The sequence below is a fragment of the Mycoplasmopsis felis genome, from assembly GCF_034647055.2.
Classification (GTDB): domain Bacteria; phylum Bacillota_I; class Bacilli_A; order Mycoplasmatales; family Metamycoplasmataceae; genus Mycoplasmopsis; species Mycoplasmopsis felis.
In genome coordinates, this window is sequence record NZ_CP141047.2 from 87,879 (window position 1) to 108,378 (window position 20,500).

The window sequence follows — 20,500 nt, forward strand, 5'->3', positions numbered from 1 at the left end:
CTTTCTCTTTTGTGAACATAACTAAGATTTTTGTTTTTTATCTAAAACAAATAAATTTAACTTTCTAAATCAATGGTTTAATCCGCTCTTGCTTATTATTATATTATGTTCTACTTCTAATCTCTTAGATAAATCTTCAAGTGAAATTCAAGGATTTTCTAATTTAATTCTAAACATTACTAATTGATTTTCTGTGAACTCGTTTGAATAATTATTACCTAGAATATAATTAATGTTTTCTATATATTTAATTGAACTGTTTGCAATTTTTTGTAAATTTGAAATATCAATATTGTTCATTCGATTTGAAGTGTTTTCTAGATCCCTATTTATTTTTATATTTTGTAAAATAAATCAAGATTTTTTAGCAGATATAGCCGATAAAAAATCTAATAGGTTATCAAGTTTTTTTATATATGCATAATATTTTTCTTTTCTTTTCAATAAATGAAAATCAAAATCATATTCATTTAATTTTTCTATAATTTGCTCAGTATGTTCTTTGTAATTAGTTTTAATTTCTAAATGATATGAAGTGGAATTTTTGTCTGAGATACTTCCGCCTCCAACAAAAATACCACCAAAAAAAGCAGTTAAAAACTCTTTGAAGTCTGTTTTTAAAATAAAATTATTTTTATGTATTTTAATTTGTGTATTTTTTGTATCAAAATTTATTTTAACTTTATCTAGTTTAGATTTTAATTTATTTAAAATGTAAGTATTTCTAATATTTAGAACGTAATAATCATCTTTTAAAATAGCATTAGAAAAAATAACTCCATTCAAAAAAGAAGTAATTTCCTGGTTTTTCTTTAAATTATTTATTACTTCTTTTTTTATTTCTCATGCAAAAGAAGATTTATTATTAGTCATTATTTTTATATTATATTAAATTTATATAAGTTTTTTATTTTAATATAATATAAAAATATGAGCAAACAGTCAAAAACATGAATAATATTAATTTTTATATATTTATTAATATTCATTTCTTTTTCAACTGCACATTTATTTTTATTTTGAAGTAAAACAGTTTCATCTGCTTTATTTAGCATAAATATTATTTTTGTATCGATAATTATTTATTTATTGAATAATAATGTATACAATAAAACAAAAGAATATAAATATAGAAAAGAAAATAATGTATTAAAAATAATCTTAATTATTTCTATGGTTATTGGCACTATTTTAATCATCATTGGAACAATTGGTTTTGTTTTATTAATATTAGAGGGTGAAAGAAAATATGCTATTATGAGTTTATATTCTATAACATTTGGTTTTATTTGTCCAATAATAGTTAAAATAGTTTATTCAGAAAAACTACCATATGAGAAGAATAAATTTATGAGAAAATTATTCACTTTTGAAAAATAAAATATCACTAAATTATTAGTGATATTTTAAAATCCGAAATTACCAAATCCTCCGAAGCCACCTGATTTAAAGTTTTTTGACATTTCTGACATTCTTTTAACCATAGATTCATAATCAGATATTAATTTGTTGTATTCTTGAGCAGTTCTTCCACTTCCTTTTAAAATTCTTTCCTTACGTGATGCTTGTTTTAGTAATTTAGGATTCATTCTTTCTCTTTTTGTCATTGAAGACATCAAGATTTGAAAGACATACATTTTTTCTTCAGCTTTATCTATTTGATCTTCACTAATTTTTGAAGATAAATTACCTGGCAGCATTTTTAATATTTTTGAAAATTTACCTAAGTTCTTTACTTGTTTGATTTGTTCTAATAAGTCATCTAATGTAAAATCACCAGAAAACATTTTGTGAACCATTTTAGTTGCTTTGTCTTCATCTATAACATCCTGTGCTTTTTCTATTAAAGACATAACATCACCCATACCTAAAATACGGTCTGCCATTCTTTCAGGATGGAATAAATCTAAATTACTTACTTTTTCACCAGTACCTATAAATCTTATAGGTATATTTAATATATATCTTAAACTCAGAGCAGCACCACCGCGAGCATCAGAATCTAATTTAGTTATAATTGTTCCGGTTAATTTTAAATTCTCGTTAAATGTTTTTACAACATTAATTATATCTTGACCACTTAATGAATCTGCAACAAAAAGTATTTCATCTGGTTTTGAAATTTTCTTTACTTCTTTTAATTCATTCATTAAAGTTTCATCAATTGATAATCTACCTGCTGTATCTATAATTATTAAATCATTATTATTTTCTTTTGCTTTAATTAGGGCATTATTAATAATATCATTTACTGGTGAATTTACACCTTGTTCATAATAATCTATCTGAATACCTTTAGCTAATGTAACTAATTGTTCAACAGCAGCTGGTCTATATATATCTGCTGCAACTACTAGTGGTTTTTGTATCATCTTTTTCTTTTTGAAGTAATAAGCAAGTTTTGCTGTAGCAGTTGTTTTTCCTGAACCTTGTAAACCTGTCATTAAGATAATATATGGTTTTTTATCTATATTTAATTCTTGTGTTTTAGAACCTAAAATGGATACTAATTCATTGTGTAAAATTTTAATAAAGTGTTGAGAGGGGTTTAATTTACCTACTATTTTTTCTTCTAATGCTTTTTCTTTTACTTTTGAAATAAATTCCTTAACTACTTGTAAATTAACGTCTGCTTCTAATAAAGCAAGTTTAATGTCACGCATTATTTCTAAAATATCTGCTTCATTTAAAGTAATTTTTTTTGAAATTTTTTCTATAGTTTTTTGCATTCTTTTTTCTAAAAAATCTAACATAATTTAATTATACAATACATATTATTTTATTATTTAATAATACTGATTTAAATGTATATTTATTTTATAAAATGTTAAATTAAAGGGTTTTATTTATACATTTGTTATATCTTACTTGATTAGTTATAATGTTATAATTAAATAAATAAAGGTAATTATGAAAAAAGTTTTAGTTCCATCTGTTAGATTCAAAGGGTTTGGTGAAAACTGAGAGCAAGGTAACATAGGAGAAGTTTTTGAATTAACAAGAGGCGAGGTTTTATCTCAACGCAAAATTAGAAGTAAAAAGATGGGTAAATATATTTATCCAGTATTTTCTTCTCAAACATTAAATAACGGTCTTTTGGGCTTTTATAATAATTTTTTATTTAAAAATAGTATAACCTGAACAACAGATGGAGCAAATGCTGGAACAGTTTTATACAGAGATGGTTTATTTTATGCTACAAATGTTTGTGGTGTTATGCTCCAAAAAACAAGCATAAAACCAAGTTCATTTTTTGCACATGAAATAAATGTTAAAGTAAAAAAACATGTGATAAAAGCTGGAAATCCTAAATTAATGATAAATGTTCTTAATGATGTCTTAATCAATTTTTCTAAAAATAAACTTGAGCAAGAAAAAATATCTATTCTTATAGAAAATATTGATAATCTAATCAGCATCGAACAATCTAAACTCAACAAACTTAAGCAACTCAAAGAAACTCTCTTACAAAAGATGTTCCCAGAAGCTAATTCAAAAGTTCCTAGAATAAGATTTAAAGGATTTAATGAAGAGTGAGAAGAAAAGAAATTAGAAAACATATATTCATTTGCTAGCGAAGGTGGTACACCTGATACAAATAAAGATATTTATTACAAACCTGGGTTATTTTATTTCACAAAAATAGAAGATATGGCGAATAAATATATATACAATACAAAAGCAAAAATAAGTGAATTAGGACTGAAGAATTCATCTGCTTGAATAATACCCAAAAATAATATTCTTTTTAGTAATGGAGCAACAATAGGGAATGTGTCTATAAATAAGGTAGATTTATCAACTAAACAAGGTATAGTTGGAATGATAATAAAAAAGAAGTTTAATCTTGAATTTATTTATTATCTACTTAAATCAGAAAATTTTCAAAGTAAGGTTGCAGAAAAAATAACAGTAGGAACTATACCAACAGTAGCAATTTTTAATCTTAAGAAAATAGAGTTGTTTTTAAGTAAAAACATATATGAACAACAAAAAATCGGAGACTTCTTTAGTAAGATTGATATACTCATCAATCTTTACCAATCCAAACTCAACAAACTCAAACAAATAAAAGAAGCATTATTACAAAAAATGTTTGTATAATTTATATAAGCTTATAAAATAAAATATATCTGTATTATTTGAATTATTTCAATTTATGATATTTAATATCAAAAGTGTCATTTTTATCCACATATACAAAATCATCTTTTCTATTTTATTTTCAAATAAAAAAGAAAAAGTATCCAATAATGTCGAACAAAGTAAATGATATAAAAAAGTTAAATGTTGTTCATTATTTCAATCTATGATTCTAAAATCCAATTGAATTTTTCTTCAAAATCATTTGATTTTAATTTCAAAATAAAATGTTGTTTATCTTTTATCAATAAATTAGATTTATATTTATTGATAAAAGAAATAGCATCATCAAATTATGTTATAACAATTTTATATTTTTTATAATTTAAATAAATATTATTTATACCTCTTATTTTATTATAAGATCATAACATTTTCTGATTTTTTACTTTTATTTAAAAATACGCTTAGATATTTTTAGTCTAAACGTATTTTTAAATAAAAGTGAGAAACTAAGGTAATTATAAAAAGTGACAAAGTTGAGGTTATTTTACAAAATAGTAAAGATTTAAAGAATTTTGTCTACATAAAAGCAAAAGAGAAATTTCAAGAAAGAAATTTATTTAGAACTGTTTACAAACATTTTAAAATAATCAAATGAATAATAAAAAAATAGCAAAAAAGATTTACAGTCTTTGTAATAAGTGAGTTCCTTTCTTTCTCAATTATATATAAAAACATAAAATATAACTTATTAGAAAAGTTTAAGTTAAAAAAAGGTGTAAATACACTTAAATTTTACTTAGGAGAAAAATGAATGTTAATCGTGATTTTTATTTAAACAAATTAATTAGTAAAATGCATAATAATAAAATTAAAATTTTAACCGGTATAAGAAGATGCGGAAAGTCATATTTATTATTTAATTTATTTAAGGAATATTTAATTTCTCAAAATATTAACACTAAACAAATTATTACAATTTCATTAGAAGATATTGAAAATATTGAATTAAGAAATCCTATTAAGTTAAATAACTTTATCAAAAGTAAAATAGAAAATAATCAGCAATATTATGCTTTTATTGATGAAATACAAATGTGTTCTGGAATAAAAAAACCATATGTTGAAAATGGTGATCAAATAACATTTGTTGATACTTTGTTAGCATTAATGAAAATCAAAAATCTTGATATATACATAACAGGAAGCAACTCAAAAATGTTATCTTCACAAGTTTTAACACAATTTAGGGGGTGTGGAGATAGAATACATGTCAATCCGTTTAGTTTCAAAGAAATAAATGGATTGTTTGAAAATAATAATACTGCATTAGAACACTATTTAGTATATGATGGAATGTCTTATATTTATTCTTTAAGTAATTTTAAAGATAAGAATTTATACTTAAAAGACTTGTTTGATCATACTTATATTAGTGATATTTTAGAAAGAAATAAACTAAAAAACAATAAAGAAATTATTGAAATTTTATTAGATTTTGTATCTTCAAATATTGGTTCCTTAACTAATTCAAATAAATTATCAAACAGGTTTTTATCTGAAAAAAAGATTAACTTAGCTTCTAAAACAATTTTGAAGTATTTAGATTGTTTTCAAGAATCATATTTAATCAGCAAAGCTGATAGATACGATGTAAAGGGTTAAAGGTATTTTTCTACACCTGTAAAATATTATTTTAGTGATGTTGGTTTAAGAAATGCTAGGTTAAATTTTAGACAAATTGAATATACACATTTAATGGAAAATATTATTTATAATGAATTATTAGCAAGAGATTACAATGTAGATGTTGGTGTGGTTGAAATACAGTCTAATATAGATAATAAACGTAAAAAAGTTCAACTGGACATAGATTTTGTTGTTAATTTAGGACACAAAAAATTTTATATTCAGTCTGCTTTTAATATTGAATCCGAACAAAAAAGGGAACAAGAGACTTTATCACTAAGAAAAATTAACGATTCATTTAAGAAGATTCCTGAGTTTCTGAGTTGAAGACCAAATTTTTAATTTTTTTAGAATCTATATATGTATACATATATAGAAATTTTTATTTTTTGTTTTGAATACTATGATTACAATGTATAATTATTATATGAAAGTGAATAATTACATAATTGGAAAAAGCAAAAGAGCAAAAGGAATATATATTTTTGCTGGAATTTCTGGTGGTTATGGTGCTGGTACTAAGAAACAAATTGGTTTGGGTTGGTTAGAACAATTAGAACAAATTAATCCTGATGTTATTTCTATTTTAAAAACAAAAGCAAAAGAACTTACAGAAGATATGGAAAAAGATTTCGTTAAACAAGAATTACTAAATTCTATTCAAAATCAAAAAATTACAGTTAATTCAATTAACTATGGAATAGAAGTTATTTATAAATTTATAGACAAACTACAAATCTTTGAATCGATATCAAAAACCAAGCATAAGGATTTAAAATCAATTTTAGAATATTGCATTGCTTCTAGAATAATTAATTCAAATAGTATCATTAGAAATTTTGAAATTAAAGATAACTTTATTAATACAATAAAATCACAAAAAGATGCATTTTATTCTCTTTTAGATGTATTAGTAGAAAATGAAAAAGGTATTTTAAAGAACTTAAACAATAAATTAAGTAAAATTACTAACAGAGAAATTGAACTTGTTTTCTTTGATTCGTCAACTGTTTATTTTGAAACTTTTCAAAGAGATGGATTGAGATTTCCTGGTTATTCAAAAGACGGAAAATTTAAAGAAGACCAAGTTGTTTTGGGTATGGCAACTGATATTAATGGAATACCAATTCATATGAAATTATTCAAAGGAAATACAGCAGATCCAAATACTTTTATCCCTTTTATTTTAGACTTAAAACAAACTTATCAAATTAATAACATAACCATTATTTCTGATAAAGGTATGTCCACAAATAGAAATATTCGTTTTTTAGAAGATTTAGGTATAAATTTTATTATTTCATATAGAGCAAAGTCAGGAAGCGCTGAATTTAAGAACTATATTTTAGATCAAAACGGTTATGTTGGTAATTCTGAATTTAGATATAAAGAAATTGAATATAAGTCATTATGAAACAACAAAAGATTTAACGGGAAAACTAGAAGAAGAATTATTACTTATTCAAAATCAAGAGCAATTAAAGATAGAGAAGATCGTAAAATACTCATAAATAATTTTGAGAAAAGACAAAATAAAGACGGAATTGTTAGAGGTGAACAAATGTTTGCTTCAAAAAAATATAAGTTTTTTAAACAAATAGGTCGTAGTGATTTTGAACTAAATTGTGAAAAAGTCTTAGAAGATAAAAAGTTCGATGGTATTTATGTATATGAAACAAATAGAACTGATTTAACACCACAAGAAGTAGTTCAAATTTACCAAAACCAATGAAGAATTGAAGAAAATTTTAGAACATTAAAAACAGCGTTAAAAGTAAGACCTGTATATGTATGAACCAATTCTCATATTAAAGGTCACTTTATCTTGTGTTATTTATCTTTAGTAATAATTAAGACAATAATTCACTTATTGAATGAGTCATTTAAAAAAGATGCAGGACTTATTGATTTTAAAATAACAACTGATAACTTTATTAAAGCTATATTAACAGCTAACAAAATAGTTAAAAAGGTTGATAACAAAATAATAGAGACATTATTTGAAACAAATGAAAATAACAAAAAAGATTTTCAGAATTATGTATTAATTAAAAAATTCACAGATTTTATACATAGTAAATTAGATATATAAAAAGACGAATTTCCCTATTTCATAGGGTTATTCGTCTTTTTATCTTAATTAACTCAGAAACTCAGGAAAAGTTCAACTGGACATAGATTTTGTTGTTAATTTAGGACACAAAAAATTTTATATTCAGTCTGCTTTTAATATTGAATCCGAACAAAAAAGGGAACAAGAGACTTTATCACTAAGAAAAATTAACGATTCATTTAAGAAGATTGTTGTTTTAAAAGATAATATTATTCCATATCATGATGATAATGGAATATATTATGTAGGACTAATACAATTTTTACTTGATGAATCAGTTATGCAATAATTACCTAGTTAAACGGGGCACAGATTTAACTACACTTCCCGTTATTAAAAAAATGTTTGTATAAAAAATAAAAAACAACTAGTTTTTTACTAGTTGTTTTATTATAAAACCTTAAAGCTCATTGTATGTAAAATTAAACTAATTCGATAATAGCCATTCTTGTATTATCACCTAAACGTTTTGGTAGTTTAATAATTCTTGTATAACCACCATTTCTTTCTGTGTATTTTGGTGCAATTGTGTCAAATAAATATTTTAATACATTTTGTTTTTCATTAACTTGAATATCACGTACATAACTTGCTACAGCACGTCTATTTGCTAATGTTGGGTTTTTAGCTTTTTGAATCATTCTCTCAGCGTGTCTTCTAACTTCTTTTGCTCTTGTTAAAGTTGTTTTAATGTGTCCATGAGCTAATAATTCACTCACTAATGAACGCATAACACCATTTCTTCATTTTGTATCACGTGAATAAATTTGTGTTGGGTTTGCCATATTATTCTTCTCCCTCTTTTAATTTATAACCAAATTCTTCAATTTTTTTAATTATTTCATCTACAGACTTTTTACCTAAGTTTTTAATGTTTTCAAGATCTTCTTTTCTCATAGAGGTTAATTGACTTACCTTCTTGATACTTGCTTTTCTTAATGCATTTAATGAACGAACACTAAGACCTAAATTGACAACATCTAAATCATCTTCAGGTTTTTCTTCTTTTTCAACTTTTGGTTCTTCGAAAATACTTACATTTTCCATTTTATCAACATCACCTATTACTCCAAAGTGACCAATCAAGATCTCAGAAGCATTTTTTATAGCTTCTTTTGCTGACACAGTTCCGTGAGTAATAACTGTAAATTCTAATTCTTCTTCTATTTTAGGTGAAGATGAGTTTAATTCTCTTACATTATAAAATACTTTATTAATTGGTGAAAATTCTGAGTCTACTGCTATAAATTCACCTTTTTTGATGTTGCTTTCTAGTTGTGATTTGACTTGTGGGTTGCTAATATAAATTTTATTTTCTTCAAATGACATAAATCCGCGTCCAACTCTTAAAAACATTTCAAGTTTTAATGCATTAGGATTTGAAACTTCTGCTATATGCACTGAAGTATCAACTACTTTTACTGAAGGATTAGAAATTTCTAACTTACCAGCTGTTATGATATTTTCTTCATTTGAATGTAAAGTTACTTTAACTATTTCATCATCTGCTACTAAGTTTGAATTATATGTGAACTTAACTTGACGTAAATTCATAATTAATTTAGGAACATCTTCTACTACATCTTTAATAGTTCCGAATTCGTGTTCTATTCCTTCTATTCTTACACAAAATGGTGCAAGAGATGTAATTCTTGATAATAAAACTCTTCTTAAAGCAACACCAATTGTATTAGCCATCCCTCTTTCAAGTCCTTGTAAGGTAAATACTGTTTCGAAGTCATTTTGTTGTTTAAAAACTGGTTTTTCTCTATAAGATAATGGTTGCATTTTTTCCATATAAATCTCCTTGAAAATATTTTGGTCTTAAATTATTTTTTAGCACGTTCACGTTTTAAAATACGTTTTGGTGGTCTAGTTCCGTTGTGTGGAACTGGTGTTACATCTTTAACTTCAGTTACTGTAATTCCAGCAACTTCTATTTGTTTTCTAGCTGCATCTTTACCTGCACCTAGTCCTTTTAATTCAACTTTAACACTTTTAATACCATGTTCTTTTGCTGCTTCTGCTGCTGCTTGAGCTGCTAAACCTGCTGCATATGGAGTTTTTTTCTTTGTACCTTTGTACCCAATTGCTCCTGCTGAAGATCAAGCTATAACATTACCATTTTCATCAGTAAATGTAACAATTGTATTTTGATTTGAAGAGTGAATATGTGCAATTCCGCTAACAATATTTTTTTTCTTTGTTTTACGTGCCATTATTATTTACCTTTCTTTCCAGCAACTGTTTTTCTTGGACCTTTACGTGTACGAGCATTCTTTTGAGTTGATTGACCACGAACTGGCAATCCTTTACGGTGTCTAATTCCACGGTAACATTTAATTTCCATTAAACGTTTAATGTTTAAAGTAACTTCTCTACGTAAATCTCCTTCTGTTGTATATTCTTTTGCTGCTTCACGAATTCTTGATAATTCTTCTTCACTTAAATTTTTAACACGAGCATCTTCACTTACTTTTGCCTTTTGACAAATTTGTTGTGCTAATGTTTTACCAATTCCATAAATGTATGTTAATGAAATAACAACACGTTTATCATTAGGAATTTCAACGTTTAAAATTCTAGCCATTTATTTCTCCTTTTTAACCTTGTCTTTGTTTGTGTTTTGGATTTATACAAATTACACGATTTACACCTTGACGTTTGATAATTTTACAATCTTTACAAATACGCTTTACACTCGCTCTAACTTTCATTAGTTCTCCTTTTTATTTGTGACGATATACTATTCGTCCTTGAGTTAAATCATAAGGACTCATTTCTACATCAACTGTATCACCTGGTAAAATACGAATATGATTTACTCTCATTTTTCCAGAAATATGAGCTTTAATTAATGCACCGTTATCTTCAAGTTCAACTGTATATAAATCAGTAGTATGAGCTTCTTTAACGATTGCTTTAAATTTTATTGCATCTTTTGCCAAATTATATTCCTTTCGTAAGAACTATACCTTTCCCATCTTGTATTAAAACAGTATGTTCATAATGAGCCGTTCTTGTATTATCAGAACTAACTATTGTTCATCCATCATTTTTTTGTTTGATATAAGGGGTTTGAGTAATCATTGGTTCAATACAAATTACCATACCATCTTTTAGTAATGGACCTGTTCCTTTTTTACCTGTATTATGAACATCAGGATCTTGATGTAGTTTCTTACCTATTCCATGACCACAGAATTCATTAGGAGTGAATAAATTATGTTTTTTTATGTATTCTCCTATTGCATAACTGATATCACCTACTCTAGCGCCTTTTTTAATTGATTTTAAACCTTCATTGAATGCTTCTTTTGCTACATTTATTAGTTTTAAATCTTCTTGAGAAACATTACCAACTGGTTTTGTAAAAGCACTATCACTGTTATACCCTTCTCATATACAACCTAAATCAACACTAATTAAGTCTCCGTCTTGGACAATATAATCAGAAGGGATACCATGGATCAATTCTTCATTAACTGAAATGCAACTTGTTGCAGGAAATCCATACAATCCTAAAAAAGCAGGTTTTGCATTTCTTTTTACAATTTCTTTAAAAGCTAATTGATCAATATCTTTTAAAGAAACCCCTGGTCTTATAAAGTCTCAAACAATTTGTTTTACTTCTGCCAAGATTGAACAACTTTTGGTTATTTTTTTTATTTCTTCTTTATTAAGAATTTGTATCATAAATAACCTCCATCATTTTCTAAAAAAGTAATAAAAATGATACTTTTATAAAAAGTATCATAATTTTACCATTTTATTTAAGTATTTCAATAACTTTTTTTGCTACATTTTCTGGTTCTTCAATTGCTGTAATTTCAACTAAATTATTATTATTTTTATAATAATTTAGAAGTGGTTTGGTTTGTTCGTTATAAATTGATAATCTGTTAATTATTTTCTCTGGTTTATCATCATTCCTTATTAACAATTGTTGGTTATCTATATCACAAACACCTTCTTTTATTGGTGGTTTAAATTTAACGTGATAACCTGTTCCACATTTTGGACAAACCCTTCTTCCGCTTAATCTTTCTAAGATAATAGATTCAGGTACAGTTAATTCAATGACTTTAAAATTTAAATCTGGGATATTTTTTAAAAACTCTGCTTGTGCAATTGTTCTTGGAAAACCATCTAAAATAAAATATTTATTTTCTTTTTTTAACTTTAAGATAGCTTGTTTTACTATTTCATTAGTTATTTCATCAGGTACATAACCACCTGAATTAACATAAAATTCTACTTTTTTTCCTAGCTCAGTTTTGTTAGATATTTCGCTTCTAAAAATACTTCCTGTTGATAAATGAACTAATTCAGAATTTTTTGCTATTAATGAAGCAACTGTTCCTTTTCCAACACCGGGTTGTCCCATAAAAATTAAGTTTTGTTTTATCATAATAAACCTTCGCTATCTTTTGAAACATCTAGATAATTCTCAAGATTTTCAACATTTTGAACTGTTAGTCTTTTTGCTTTTGATAATTTATTTGTTTTATTTCTTGCTCTTAATTGGTCAATAGTTTCTAATGATGTAGAAACTAAAATCATCATACCAGTACCACCGAACGCTATCGTTTGAGGGAGAATATTTGCCATTATTTCGATAAATTGCATACTTCCTAGCACCAATAAAAACATTGATGAAAAAACACTTAATCTAAAAACTACTGCTATTAAATAATCTTGTGTTTCTTCACCTGGTCTTATACCAGGAATAAATGTTGTATTTTTTGTAAAATCTTCAGCTATTTTATCTACTTTAGATTGCTGAATTCCCATCAATAAAGAAAAGACGAATATAATTATTATTAATATACTAAAACCTATTGGTTGTGTAAATTGTAAATTAGTATTAATTCATTGTTTTGATGGACTTGTATTAGGTAATATGTTAGCGATCATAGAAGGGAAAGATAATACCATCATCGCAAAAATTATAGGCATTATTCCGCCAGGGTTTGCTTTAATAGGTAATTTACCCATTTCTTTACGGTTTTTAGATCTTCCTTCTCCTACTTGTTGAATAGGAATATGTCTTTCAGCTATATAAACTATTGCAATAATAAAAATAATAAATACATATATAATTACATAACTAAAAAAACTGACCACACCTTTAAGTAAGGTATTATCGTTATAATCACCTATATAATAAGATAATGCTGATTGAAATTGGAAAGGTAATCTATTTGCTATACCTGCAAATATTATTAAACTAGTACCATTTCCAACTCCTTTATTAGTTATTTGTTCTGAGATAAATAATGCTAATAAAGATGCTGCAACTAATATTAAAGGAATAATAAAGTAAATTAATGTGCTTTCGCTAAAATAACTAGTTCCTACAACTCTTATAAATATTGAATCTCCAGTTGATAAGGTTCTAGTTAGCATTATAGCTTGAGGAAAAGCAATAATTAAAGTCACAAATCTAGTAATTATATTTATCTTTATTCTTCCTTGAGGTCCACTTTGACTTAGTTTATGAATCGGTGGGAAGATTTTGGATTGTAGAACCATCATAATTAATGATGCATTTATAAAAGGACTTATACCTAAAGCAAAAAATGAAAATTGTCTTAAACCACCTCCCCCTATTAAATTCAATGTATTTAAGAATGAATTTTCTGATAATTGATTAGGGTTAGCAATGCTTATGAAGGGTGCTGTAATAGTTGTTCCTAAAATAAAAATTGTTAATAGGAACAGTGTATAAATAATCTTTTTTAATAAAGTTTTTGTTTCTCAAAAACTCCTTCATTTGTGTGATAATTTATATCAAAAACGTGAAAAAATAAGCAATTTAATCTCCTCTTTAATAATATTTTAATTATATTAAATTTTCGCTTTTTTGTAAATCATTAATATACATTAAATAAAATAAAAAAATGCCCATTAGGGCTTTGTTCTTTCAAAACTGAATAGTAATTAATAATTCATTAAAATGTCTGAATACATTTTAACTTTTAAACCTATCAATTTATTAGTAATGGTCAGCTGAATGTATTACTACACTTACACTTCCATCCTATCAACCTCGTAGTCTACAAGGAATTTCAAGGGAATACTTATCTCTGAGGAGGCTTCCCACTTAGATGCTTTCAGCGGTTATCCCTTCCGTACTTAGCTACCCAGCTATGCTCTTGGCAGAACAACTGGAACACCAGCGGTACGTCCACTCCGGTCCTCTCGTACTAAGAGCAGCTCTCATCAATATTCCAACGCCCACATCAGATAGGGACCGAACTGTCTCACGACGTTCTGAACCCAGCTCGCGTACCGCTTTAATTGGCGAACAGCCAAACCCTTGGAACCGACTCCAGCTCCAGGATGCGATGAGCCGACATCGAGGTGCCAAACCTTGCCGTCGATGTGATCTCTTGGGCAAGATAAGCCTGTTATCCCCAGGGTAACTTTTATCCGTTGAGCGACTGCCGTTCCATGACGTACAGCCGGATCACTAAGTCCTGCTTTCGCACCTGCTCGACTTGTAGGTCTCGCAGTTAAGCACACTTCTACCTTTGCGCTCTACATACGGTTTCTGACCGTATTGAGTGTACCTTTGAACGCCTCCGTTACCTTTTAGGAGGCGACCGCCCCAGTCAAACTACCCACCACGCACTGTCTCCCCACCGGATAACGGTGGCAGGTTAGAAACTCAACATACCAAGGGTGGTATTTCAAGGTTGACTCCTCTAAAACTAGCGTCTTAGTATCATAGTCTCCCACCTATCCTACACATGTTAGGCCAAGTTCCAATACGAAGTTGTAGTAAAGCTCCATGGGGTCTTTTCGTCTTGATGCGGGAACCCAGCGTTTTCACTGGGACCATAATTTCACCGAGTCCAATGTTGAGACAGTTGAGAGATCATTGCGCCTTTCGTGCAGGTCAGTATTTAGCCGACAAGGAATTTCGCTACCTTAGGACCGTTATAGTTACGGCCGCCGTTCACCCGGGCTTCATTTCAACGCTTCGCATAAGCTAACGCATCCACTTAACCTTCGGGCACTGGGCAGGCTTCACCCCCTATACATCACCTTGCGGTTTAGCAGAGAGCTGTGTTTTTGATAAACAGTTGCCCCTCACAATTTACTGTGGCCAACTCAAAAAGTTGGCACCCCTTCTCGCGAACTTACGGGGTTAATTTGCAGAGTTCCTTAACATTGGTTTTCTCGCTCGCCTTAGAATACTCATCTTGGGAACGTGTGTCCGTTCTCGGTACAGGCACATATATATTTTAAATGTTTAGAAGCTTTTCTTGGAAGTATGAATTCACATAATTCAGCTGTTAAACCTTTGCATCATAACTCCCGGTTATAAAACACGCATTTAACTATGTTTTCCAGTTGTTATTTACACCCAAATCCATTAATGGGCTATGCTATCCTTCTCCGTCACTCCATGACATATATAAGTGGTACAGGAATATTAACCTGTTATCCATCAGGTACGCTTTTCAGCCTCCCCTTAGGTCCTGACTAACCCTGGGTGGACGAACCTTCCCCAGGAAACCTTTCCCAATAGGCGTTGTGGATTCTCACCACAAATCGTTACTCATACCGGCATTCTCACTTCTTAACGCTCCACCAGTCTTCACAGTCTAGCTTCAATGCATTAAGAACGCTCCTCTAACGTACTTTCGTACCCGTGACTTCGGTATCGTGTTTTACTCCCGTTAAATTATTGGCGCAAGATCTCTTGACTAGTGAGCTATTACGCACTCTTTAAAGGGTGGCTGCTTCTAAGCCAACCTCCTAGTTGTTTATGAAATCTCACAACCTTTCTGACTTAACACGATTTTGGGACCTTAGTCGACGATCTGGGTTGTTGCCCTCGCGAGCCGGGACGTTAGCACCCCGGTTCCGACTGCATGACAATACACGATGGTATTCGGAGTTTGATTATAGTCAGTACCGCTAGGCGCGGCCATTCCATATTCAGTGCTCTACCACCAAAGTTTAACATCACACGCTAGCCCTAAAGCTATTTCGAGGAGAACCAGCTATCTCCAAGTTCGATTGGAATTTCTCCACTATTCACAAGTCATCCGGGCACTTTTCAGCGTACTACGGTTCGGTCCTCCATTTGGTGTTACCCAAACTTCAACCTGCTCATGAATAGATCACATGGTTTCGGGTATATGTCAACATACTAAACGCCCTATTAAGACTCGATTTCTCTGCGGCTCCGCTTTTCTCTGCTTAACCTTGCATGTTAACATAACTCGCCGGTCCATACTGCAAGATGTACGCCATTAGCCATTAACGGCCTCTGACTAATTGTAAGTAAGTTGTTTCAGATTCTATTTCACTCCCCTCCCGGGGTTCTTTTCACCTTTCCCTCACGGTACTAGTTCACTATCGGTGTCTGGTTAGTATTTAGCCTTACCGGATGGTCCCGGCAGATTCAGACAGGGTTTCACGTGCCCCGCCCTACTCAGGATACTATCAAAAGTTCTTATTATTTCACATACAGGAGTTTCACCTTCTGTGCTTCAGTTTTCCAACTTATTCTGCTATAATAAAAATTTGTAACTTTATGTAGATAGTCCTACAACCCCAACTAAGTTGGTTTGGGCTCTTCCAATTTCGCTCGCCGCTACTGATGGAATCATTATTTATTTTCTTTTCCTGTTGCTACTAAGATGTTTCAGTTCACAACGTGTCTCGCTAATTAGAACTATATATTCATTCCAATGCAGTTAGAAATTACTCTAACTAGGTTTCCCCATTCGGAAATCCCCGTTTCGTAGCTTATATCCAGCTCCACGAGGCTTATCGCAGGTAATCACGTCCTTCATCGACTTCCAGACCCAAGGCATCCACAACTCACTCTTACTTATTTAAAAGTTATCAATATTTACCTATTGTTGATGTATTCAAAGACATTTTAATAAATTATTATATTAATATAATAATTAACTCGGTATCACAAAACAAATTGACTAATTTATTTATTGATGTCGTTGTTATATTAATTTATCTTTACTATTCAGTTTTCAAAGAACAAATGAGAGAAAGTTCTCTCAAAACTAGATATATCTTTTGGACTATTATCAAAAGCACATAACATTTATTAAATTTAAATAGTCATATAAAGTGTAATGTTACTAAAATGAATTGTAACTTGTACTCCGTAGAAAGGAGGTAATCCATCCCCACGTTCTCGTAGGGATACCTTGTTACGACTTCACCCCAGTCACCGGCCCTGCCTTAGGCAGTTGTCTCCGTAGTTAACAAAACCGACTTCGGGCATTACCAGCTCCCATGGTGTGACGGGCGGTGTGTACAAGACCCGAGAACGTATTCACCGTAGCGTAGCTGATCTACGATTACTAGCGATTCCGACTTCATGTAGTCGAGTTGCAGACTACAATCCGAACTGAGAATGGTTTTTTGAGATTTGCTCAACGTCGCCGTATTGCTTCTCTTTGTACCATCCATTGTAGCACGTGTGTTGCCCCACTCGTAAGAGGCATGATGATTTGACGTCGTCCCCACCTTCCTCCCAATTACTCGGGCAGTCTCCCTAGAATATTTAACTAAGGACAAGGGTTGCGCTCGTTGCAGGACTTAACCGAACATCTCACGACACGAGCTGACGACAACCATGCACCATCTGTCATTCTGTTGACCTCCACTATATCTCTATAGCTTTGCAGAAGATGTCAAGAGTGGGTAAGGTTCTACGCGTATCTTCAAATTAAACCACATGCTCCACCGCTTGTGCGGATCCCCGTCAATTCCTTTAAGTTTCACTCTTGCGAGCATACTACTCAGGCGGATGATTTAATGCGTTAGCTGTGCCGATAGATTCTCTATCAGCTAATCATCATCGTTTACAGCGTGGACTACCAGGGTATCTAATCCTGTTTGCTCCCCACGCTTTCGTCTCTCAGTGTCAATATGTACCCAGTTAGCTGCCTTCGCCATGTTGGTGTTCTTCCTAATATCTACGCATTTCACCGCTTCACTAGGAATTCCGCTAACCTCTATACAATTCTAGCATGCCAGTATCCAACGCGATTTGGGGTTGAGCCCCAAGTTTTGACGCCAGACTTAACACACAACCTACAGACGCTTTACGCCCAATAATTCCGGATAACGCTTGCAACCTATGTATTACCGCGGCTGCTGGCACATAGTTAGCCGTTGCTTTCTGACAAGGTACCGTCAAGATATTATCTTTTCTTATAATATTTTTTCTTCCCTTATAACAGCAGTTTACAACCCGAAGGCCTTCATCCTGCACGCTGTGTCGCTCCATCAGGCTTTCGCCCATTGTGGAAAATTCCCTACTGCTGCCTCCCGTAGGAGTCTGGGCCGTATCTCAGTCCCAGTGTGGCGGATCAGTCTCTCAACCCCGCTAAACATCATCGCCTTGGTAGGCCTTTACCCTACCAACTAGCTAATGTTCCGCACCCCGATCTTTTAGTGAAACTTTGAAGTTCCTTTTATTTAAATCTCATGTGAAATAAAAAAGTATCCGGCATTAGCGATAATTTCTCACCGTTATTCCAAACTAAAAGGTACGTTAAGTACGTGTTACTCACCCATTCGCCGCTAAGTCCTAAAAGAACTCCGCTCGACATGCATGTATTAGGCACACAGCCAGCGTTCATCCTGAGCCAGGATCAAACTCTCGAAAAAATTGACTGTCATGTTTTTGTATATATCTAGTTTTCAAAGAACTTTTTTTGTTTGCTTGAATATTATAACACTAAAAATTTTTTTCAAAATATTTTTTTAAATTATTTATAAATTTCTAAATTTGTTAAGTTTATCTTTTCTATCTTATGTCTTTTGTTTTCTAATCCATTTTTTTTTAGTGTTATGACAACAGCATTAAGTTGGGTATTGTTATTGCTGATATAGAATTTTGTTTTTTTATTTGGATTTATTAATCTATTTATTATAACTGATGTTTCTACACCTATTGCAGAATCTATTGGTCCGGTCATACCAACATCAGTAATATAAGCAGTTCCGTTAGGTAATATATGAGCATCGTTTGTTTGAACATGGGTATGTGTTCCACAAAAAGCATCTACTTGGCCATCTACATACAAAGCAAAAGCATATTTTTCACTTGTTGTTTCTGCATGGAAATCAATTAAGTGAAAATCATGATTTTTATTTTCATTAATTTCATCAAATGCATCAATAAATGAACCGGCCGTTGTTTGTTTTCAAGGTTCAAGTAATTCATTAAAAGTTTGACCTAATAAACTACTTACTCTGAGTCTAAAATTCTTTATTTCAAATATCTTTGAACCTACACCTGGATAAATACTCATTATATTAAGCGGTCTGATTACATTTGAATTATGAATAAAATTATAAATATCCTCATTTGCTCAAACGTGATTACCCATTGTAAAACAATTTATACCTGCTTTTGTTAATCTAATATAATCTAGTTCGTTAAGACCTTTTCGACCTGTTATATTCTCTCCTTGCGCTATTACAAAATCTATATTATGTTTTTTTACAATTCGTTGGAGATGTTTTTCTATAGTAACTATTCCTGGTAAACCAAAAATATCACCTATAAATAAGATTTTTAATTCCATAATATTTCCTTAATTATGATTATTATAATATAAAAAAATAGCAAAAGCTATTTTTCCATTACTTGTTCATAAATTTTATTATAAATTTCTTGGTTTGTTAATAAATATTCTCTTAGTTTAGTTTTTCCTTGTGCTATGTTATCGCCATTATAGCTATATCATGCACCGCGTTTATCAAGAATCTCTTTTTCTGTTGCTAAATCTATTATTTCACCAAGTTTATCTAATCCCTTATTAAAATAAAATTCACTTGTTCCCGTTTTATAAGGAGTTGAAATTTTGTTTTTAACTACTTTAAATTTAACTTCTGATCCTATTATTTCTTTGTCTTCAACTATTTGTTGACCTTTTCTTACTTCTATTCTTATACTTGAATAAAATTTCAGCGCCCTTCCTCCCGGGGTTGTTTCTGGATTACCAAAGATTACTCCAACTTTTTCTCTAATTTGATTAATAAAAATAATTGTAGTTTTATTTTTATTCAAGTTTCCTGTTATTTTTCTTAAAGCCTTTGACATCAAACGTGCTTGAGCACCTATTTGTTGATCTGTCATCTCCCCATTTAATTCTGCTTCAGGAACCAGTGCTGCTACACTATCTACAACAATTAAATCTAATGAACCAGTCTTTGCTAATATATCCACTATTTCTAGAGCTTGTTCACCACTATCGGGCTGAGATAAGATTAAATTATTGATATCAACCCCTATTTTAGAAGCAAATAAAGGGTCTATTGAGTGTTCAGCATCTATGAATGCTGCTACACCTCCGTTTTTTTGTACTTCAGCAATTGCATGTAAAGATAGTGTTGTTTTACCACAACTTTCAGGTCCGTAAATTTCTATAATTCTTCCTTTAGGATAACCACCACCAAGTAACTTATCTAATGTGTGACTACCTGAATGAAATGTTTCTATTGCTAAATCCGGCACTTCTCCTAATAACATAACTGATTCTTTACCAAATTTTTTTTCTATTTGGTTTATTGCACTACTTATAATATCTTTTTTGTTTTGCATTATTC

Annotated in this window: 19 protein-coding genes and 2 rRNA genes; 6 read left to right on the forward strand and 15 right to left on the reverse strand. The window is 30.0% G+C overall.

The features are described from left to right. Positions 1 to 21 precede the first annotated feature (21 nt). Entirely contained in the window at positions 22 to 873 is an 852-nt protein-coding gene (gene whiA / locus RRG59_RS00470; protein WP_161553368.1) for a DNA-binding protein WhiA, read from the reverse strand. 57 nt (positions 874 to 930) lie between these two features. Here whiA and RRG59_RS00475 point away from each other — a divergent pair, with 57 nt between their 5' ends. Then, a complete protein-coding gene (locus RRG59_RS00475) occupies positions 931 to 1,380 on the forward strand; it encodes a hypothetical protein (RefSeq protein WP_322902402.1) in 450 nt (149 codons plus the stop codon). A gap of 26 nt (positions 1,381 to 1,406) precedes the next feature. On the opposite strand, the gene ffh is transcribed toward RRG59_RS00475, so the two are convergent. Continuing rightward, complete coding sequence (gene ffh / locus RRG59_RS00480) at positions 1,407 to 2,753, reverse strand: signal recognition particle protein (protein WP_322902404.1); 1,347 nt, start codon at positions 2,751 to 2,753, stop codon at positions 1,407 to 1,409. Positions 2,754 to 2,910: 157 nt separating this feature from the next. Between ffh and RRG59_RS00485 the strand changes: the two genes are divergently transcribed. From RRG59_RS00485 to RRG59_RS00505, 5 genes are all read left to right on the forward strand, one after another. Continuing rightward, positions 2,911 to 4,104, forward strand: coding sequence for a restriction endonuclease subunit S (locus tag RRG59_RS00485; RefSeq protein ID WP_322902406.1), 1,194 nt, complete (start codon positions 2,911 to 2,913; stop codon positions 4,102 to 4,104). 183 nt (positions 4,105 to 4,287) lie between these two features. Further along, positions 4,288 to 4,467: a hypothetical protein gene (locus RRG59_RS00490; RefSeq protein ID WP_322902408.1), complete on the forward strand. Its 180-nt coding sequence runs from the start codon at positions 4,288 to 4,290 to the stop codon at positions 4,465 to 4,467. Positions 4,468 to 4,896: 429 nt separating this feature from the next. Then, positions 4,897 to 5,751, forward strand: coding sequence for an ATP-binding protein (locus RRG59_RS00495; protein WP_322902410.1), 855 nt, complete (start codon positions 4,897 to 4,899; stop codon positions 5,749 to 5,751). 93 nt (positions 5,752 to 5,844) lie between these two features. Then, positions 5,845 to 6,117, forward strand: coding sequence for a hypothetical protein (locus RRG59_RS00500; RefSeq protein ID WP_322902412.1), 273 nt, complete (start codon positions 5,845 to 5,847; stop codon positions 6,115 to 6,117). A gap of 85 nt (positions 6,118 to 6,202) precedes the next feature. Next, positions 6,203 to 7,867, forward strand: a complete 1,665-nt coding sequence (locus RRG59_RS00505) for an IS1634 family transposase (protein WP_322901920.1) — start codon at positions 6,203 to 6,205, stop codon at positions 7,865 to 7,867. A 443-nt stretch (positions 7,868 to 8,310) separates the two neighbouring features. On the opposite strand, the gene rplQ is transcribed toward RRG59_RS00505, so the two are convergent. The 13 genes from rplQ to recA all read right to left on the reverse strand — a co-directional run bounded on the left by rplQ (position 8,311) and on the right by recA (position 20,495). Beyond that, complete coding sequence (gene rplQ / locus RRG59_RS00510) at positions 8,311 to 8,673, reverse strand: 50S ribosomal protein L17 (protein ID WP_322902414.1); 363 nt, start codon at positions 8,671 to 8,673, stop codon at positions 8,311 to 8,313. A 1-nt stretch (position 8,674) separates the two neighbouring features. After that, entirely contained in the window at positions 8,675 to 9,685 is a 1,011-nt protein-coding gene (locus RRG59_RS00515; RefSeq protein ID WP_036431158.1) for a DNA-directed RNA polymerase subunit alpha, read from the reverse strand. A 32-nt stretch (positions 9,686 to 9,717) separates the two neighbouring features. Beyond that, positions 9,718 to 10,107 carry a 30S ribosomal protein S11 gene (gene rpsK / locus RRG59_RS00520; RefSeq protein ID WP_036431161.1) on the reverse strand — a complete coding sequence of 130 codons (390 nt, stop codon included), beginning with the start codon at positions 10,105 to 10,107 and terminating at the stop codon, positions 9,718 to 9,720. A gap of 2 nt (positions 10,108 to 10,109) precedes the next feature. Further along, positions 10,110 to 10,478: a 30S ribosomal protein S13 gene (gene rpsM, locus RRG59_RS00525; RefSeq protein ID WP_036431164.1), complete on the reverse strand. Its 369-nt coding sequence runs from the start codon at positions 10,476 to 10,478 to the stop codon at positions 10,110 to 10,112. 13 nt (positions 10,479 to 10,491) lie between these two features. Continuing rightward, on the reverse strand, positions 10,492 to 10,605 hold the full coding sequence (rpmJ, locus tag RRG59_RS00530; RefSeq protein ID WP_036431167.1) for a 50S ribosomal protein L36: 114 nt from the start codon (positions 10,603 to 10,605) through the stop codon (positions 10,492 to 10,494). 12 nt (positions 10,606 to 10,617) lie between these two features. Next, positions 10,618 to 10,836, reverse strand: a complete 219-nt coding sequence (gene infA, locus RRG59_RS00535) for a translation initiation factor IF-1 (protein WP_036431170.1) — start codon at positions 10,834 to 10,836, stop codon at positions 10,618 to 10,620. A 1-nt stretch (position 10,837) separates the two neighbouring features. Further along, positions 10,838 to 11,584: a type I methionyl aminopeptidase gene (gene map / locus RRG59_RS00540; protein ID WP_322902416.1), complete on the reverse strand. Its 747-nt coding sequence runs from the start codon at positions 11,582 to 11,584 to the stop codon at positions 10,838 to 10,840. A 73-nt stretch (positions 11,585 to 11,657) separates the two neighbouring features. After that, positions 11,658 to 12,299: an adenylate kinase family protein gene (locus RRG59_RS00545; RefSeq protein ID WP_322902418.1), complete on the reverse strand. Its 642-nt coding sequence runs from the start codon at positions 12,297 to 12,299 to the stop codon at positions 11,658 to 11,660. Next, the gene (secY, locus tag RRG59_RS00550; protein WP_161553418.1) at positions 12,293 to 13,711 is read right to left on the reverse strand and encodes a preprotein translocase subunit SecY; all 1,419 of its coding nucleotides are present in this window, start codon (positions 13,709 to 13,711) and stop codon (positions 12,293 to 12,295) included. The genes RRG59_RS00545 and secY overlap by 7 nt, the downstream gene beginning before the upstream one ends. Positions 13,712 to 13,865: 154 nt before the next feature. Next, positions 13,866 to 16,752: ribosomal RNA gene (locus RRG59_RS00555) — 23S ribosomal RNA — on the reverse strand. A gap of 291 nt (positions 16,753 to 17,043) precedes the next feature. Continuing rightward, positions 17,044 to 18,553, reverse strand: a 16S ribosomal RNA gene (locus RRG59_RS00560). Together the 16S and 23S rRNA genes form the textbook arrangement of a ribosomal RNA operon. 101 nt (positions 18,554 to 18,654) lie before the next feature. Next, complete coding sequence (locus tag RRG59_RS00565; RefSeq protein WP_322902420.1) at positions 18,655 to 19,476, reverse strand: TIGR00282 family metallophosphoesterase; 822 nt, start codon at positions 19,474 to 19,476, stop codon at positions 18,655 to 18,657. 47 nt (positions 19,477 to 19,523) lie between these two features. After that, positions 19,524 to 20,495: a recombinase RecA gene (recA, locus tag RRG59_RS00570; RefSeq protein ID WP_322900560.1), complete on the reverse strand. Its 972-nt coding sequence runs from the start codon at positions 20,493 to 20,495 to the stop codon at positions 19,524 to 19,526. Positions 20,496 to 20,500 lie beyond the last annotated feature (5 nt).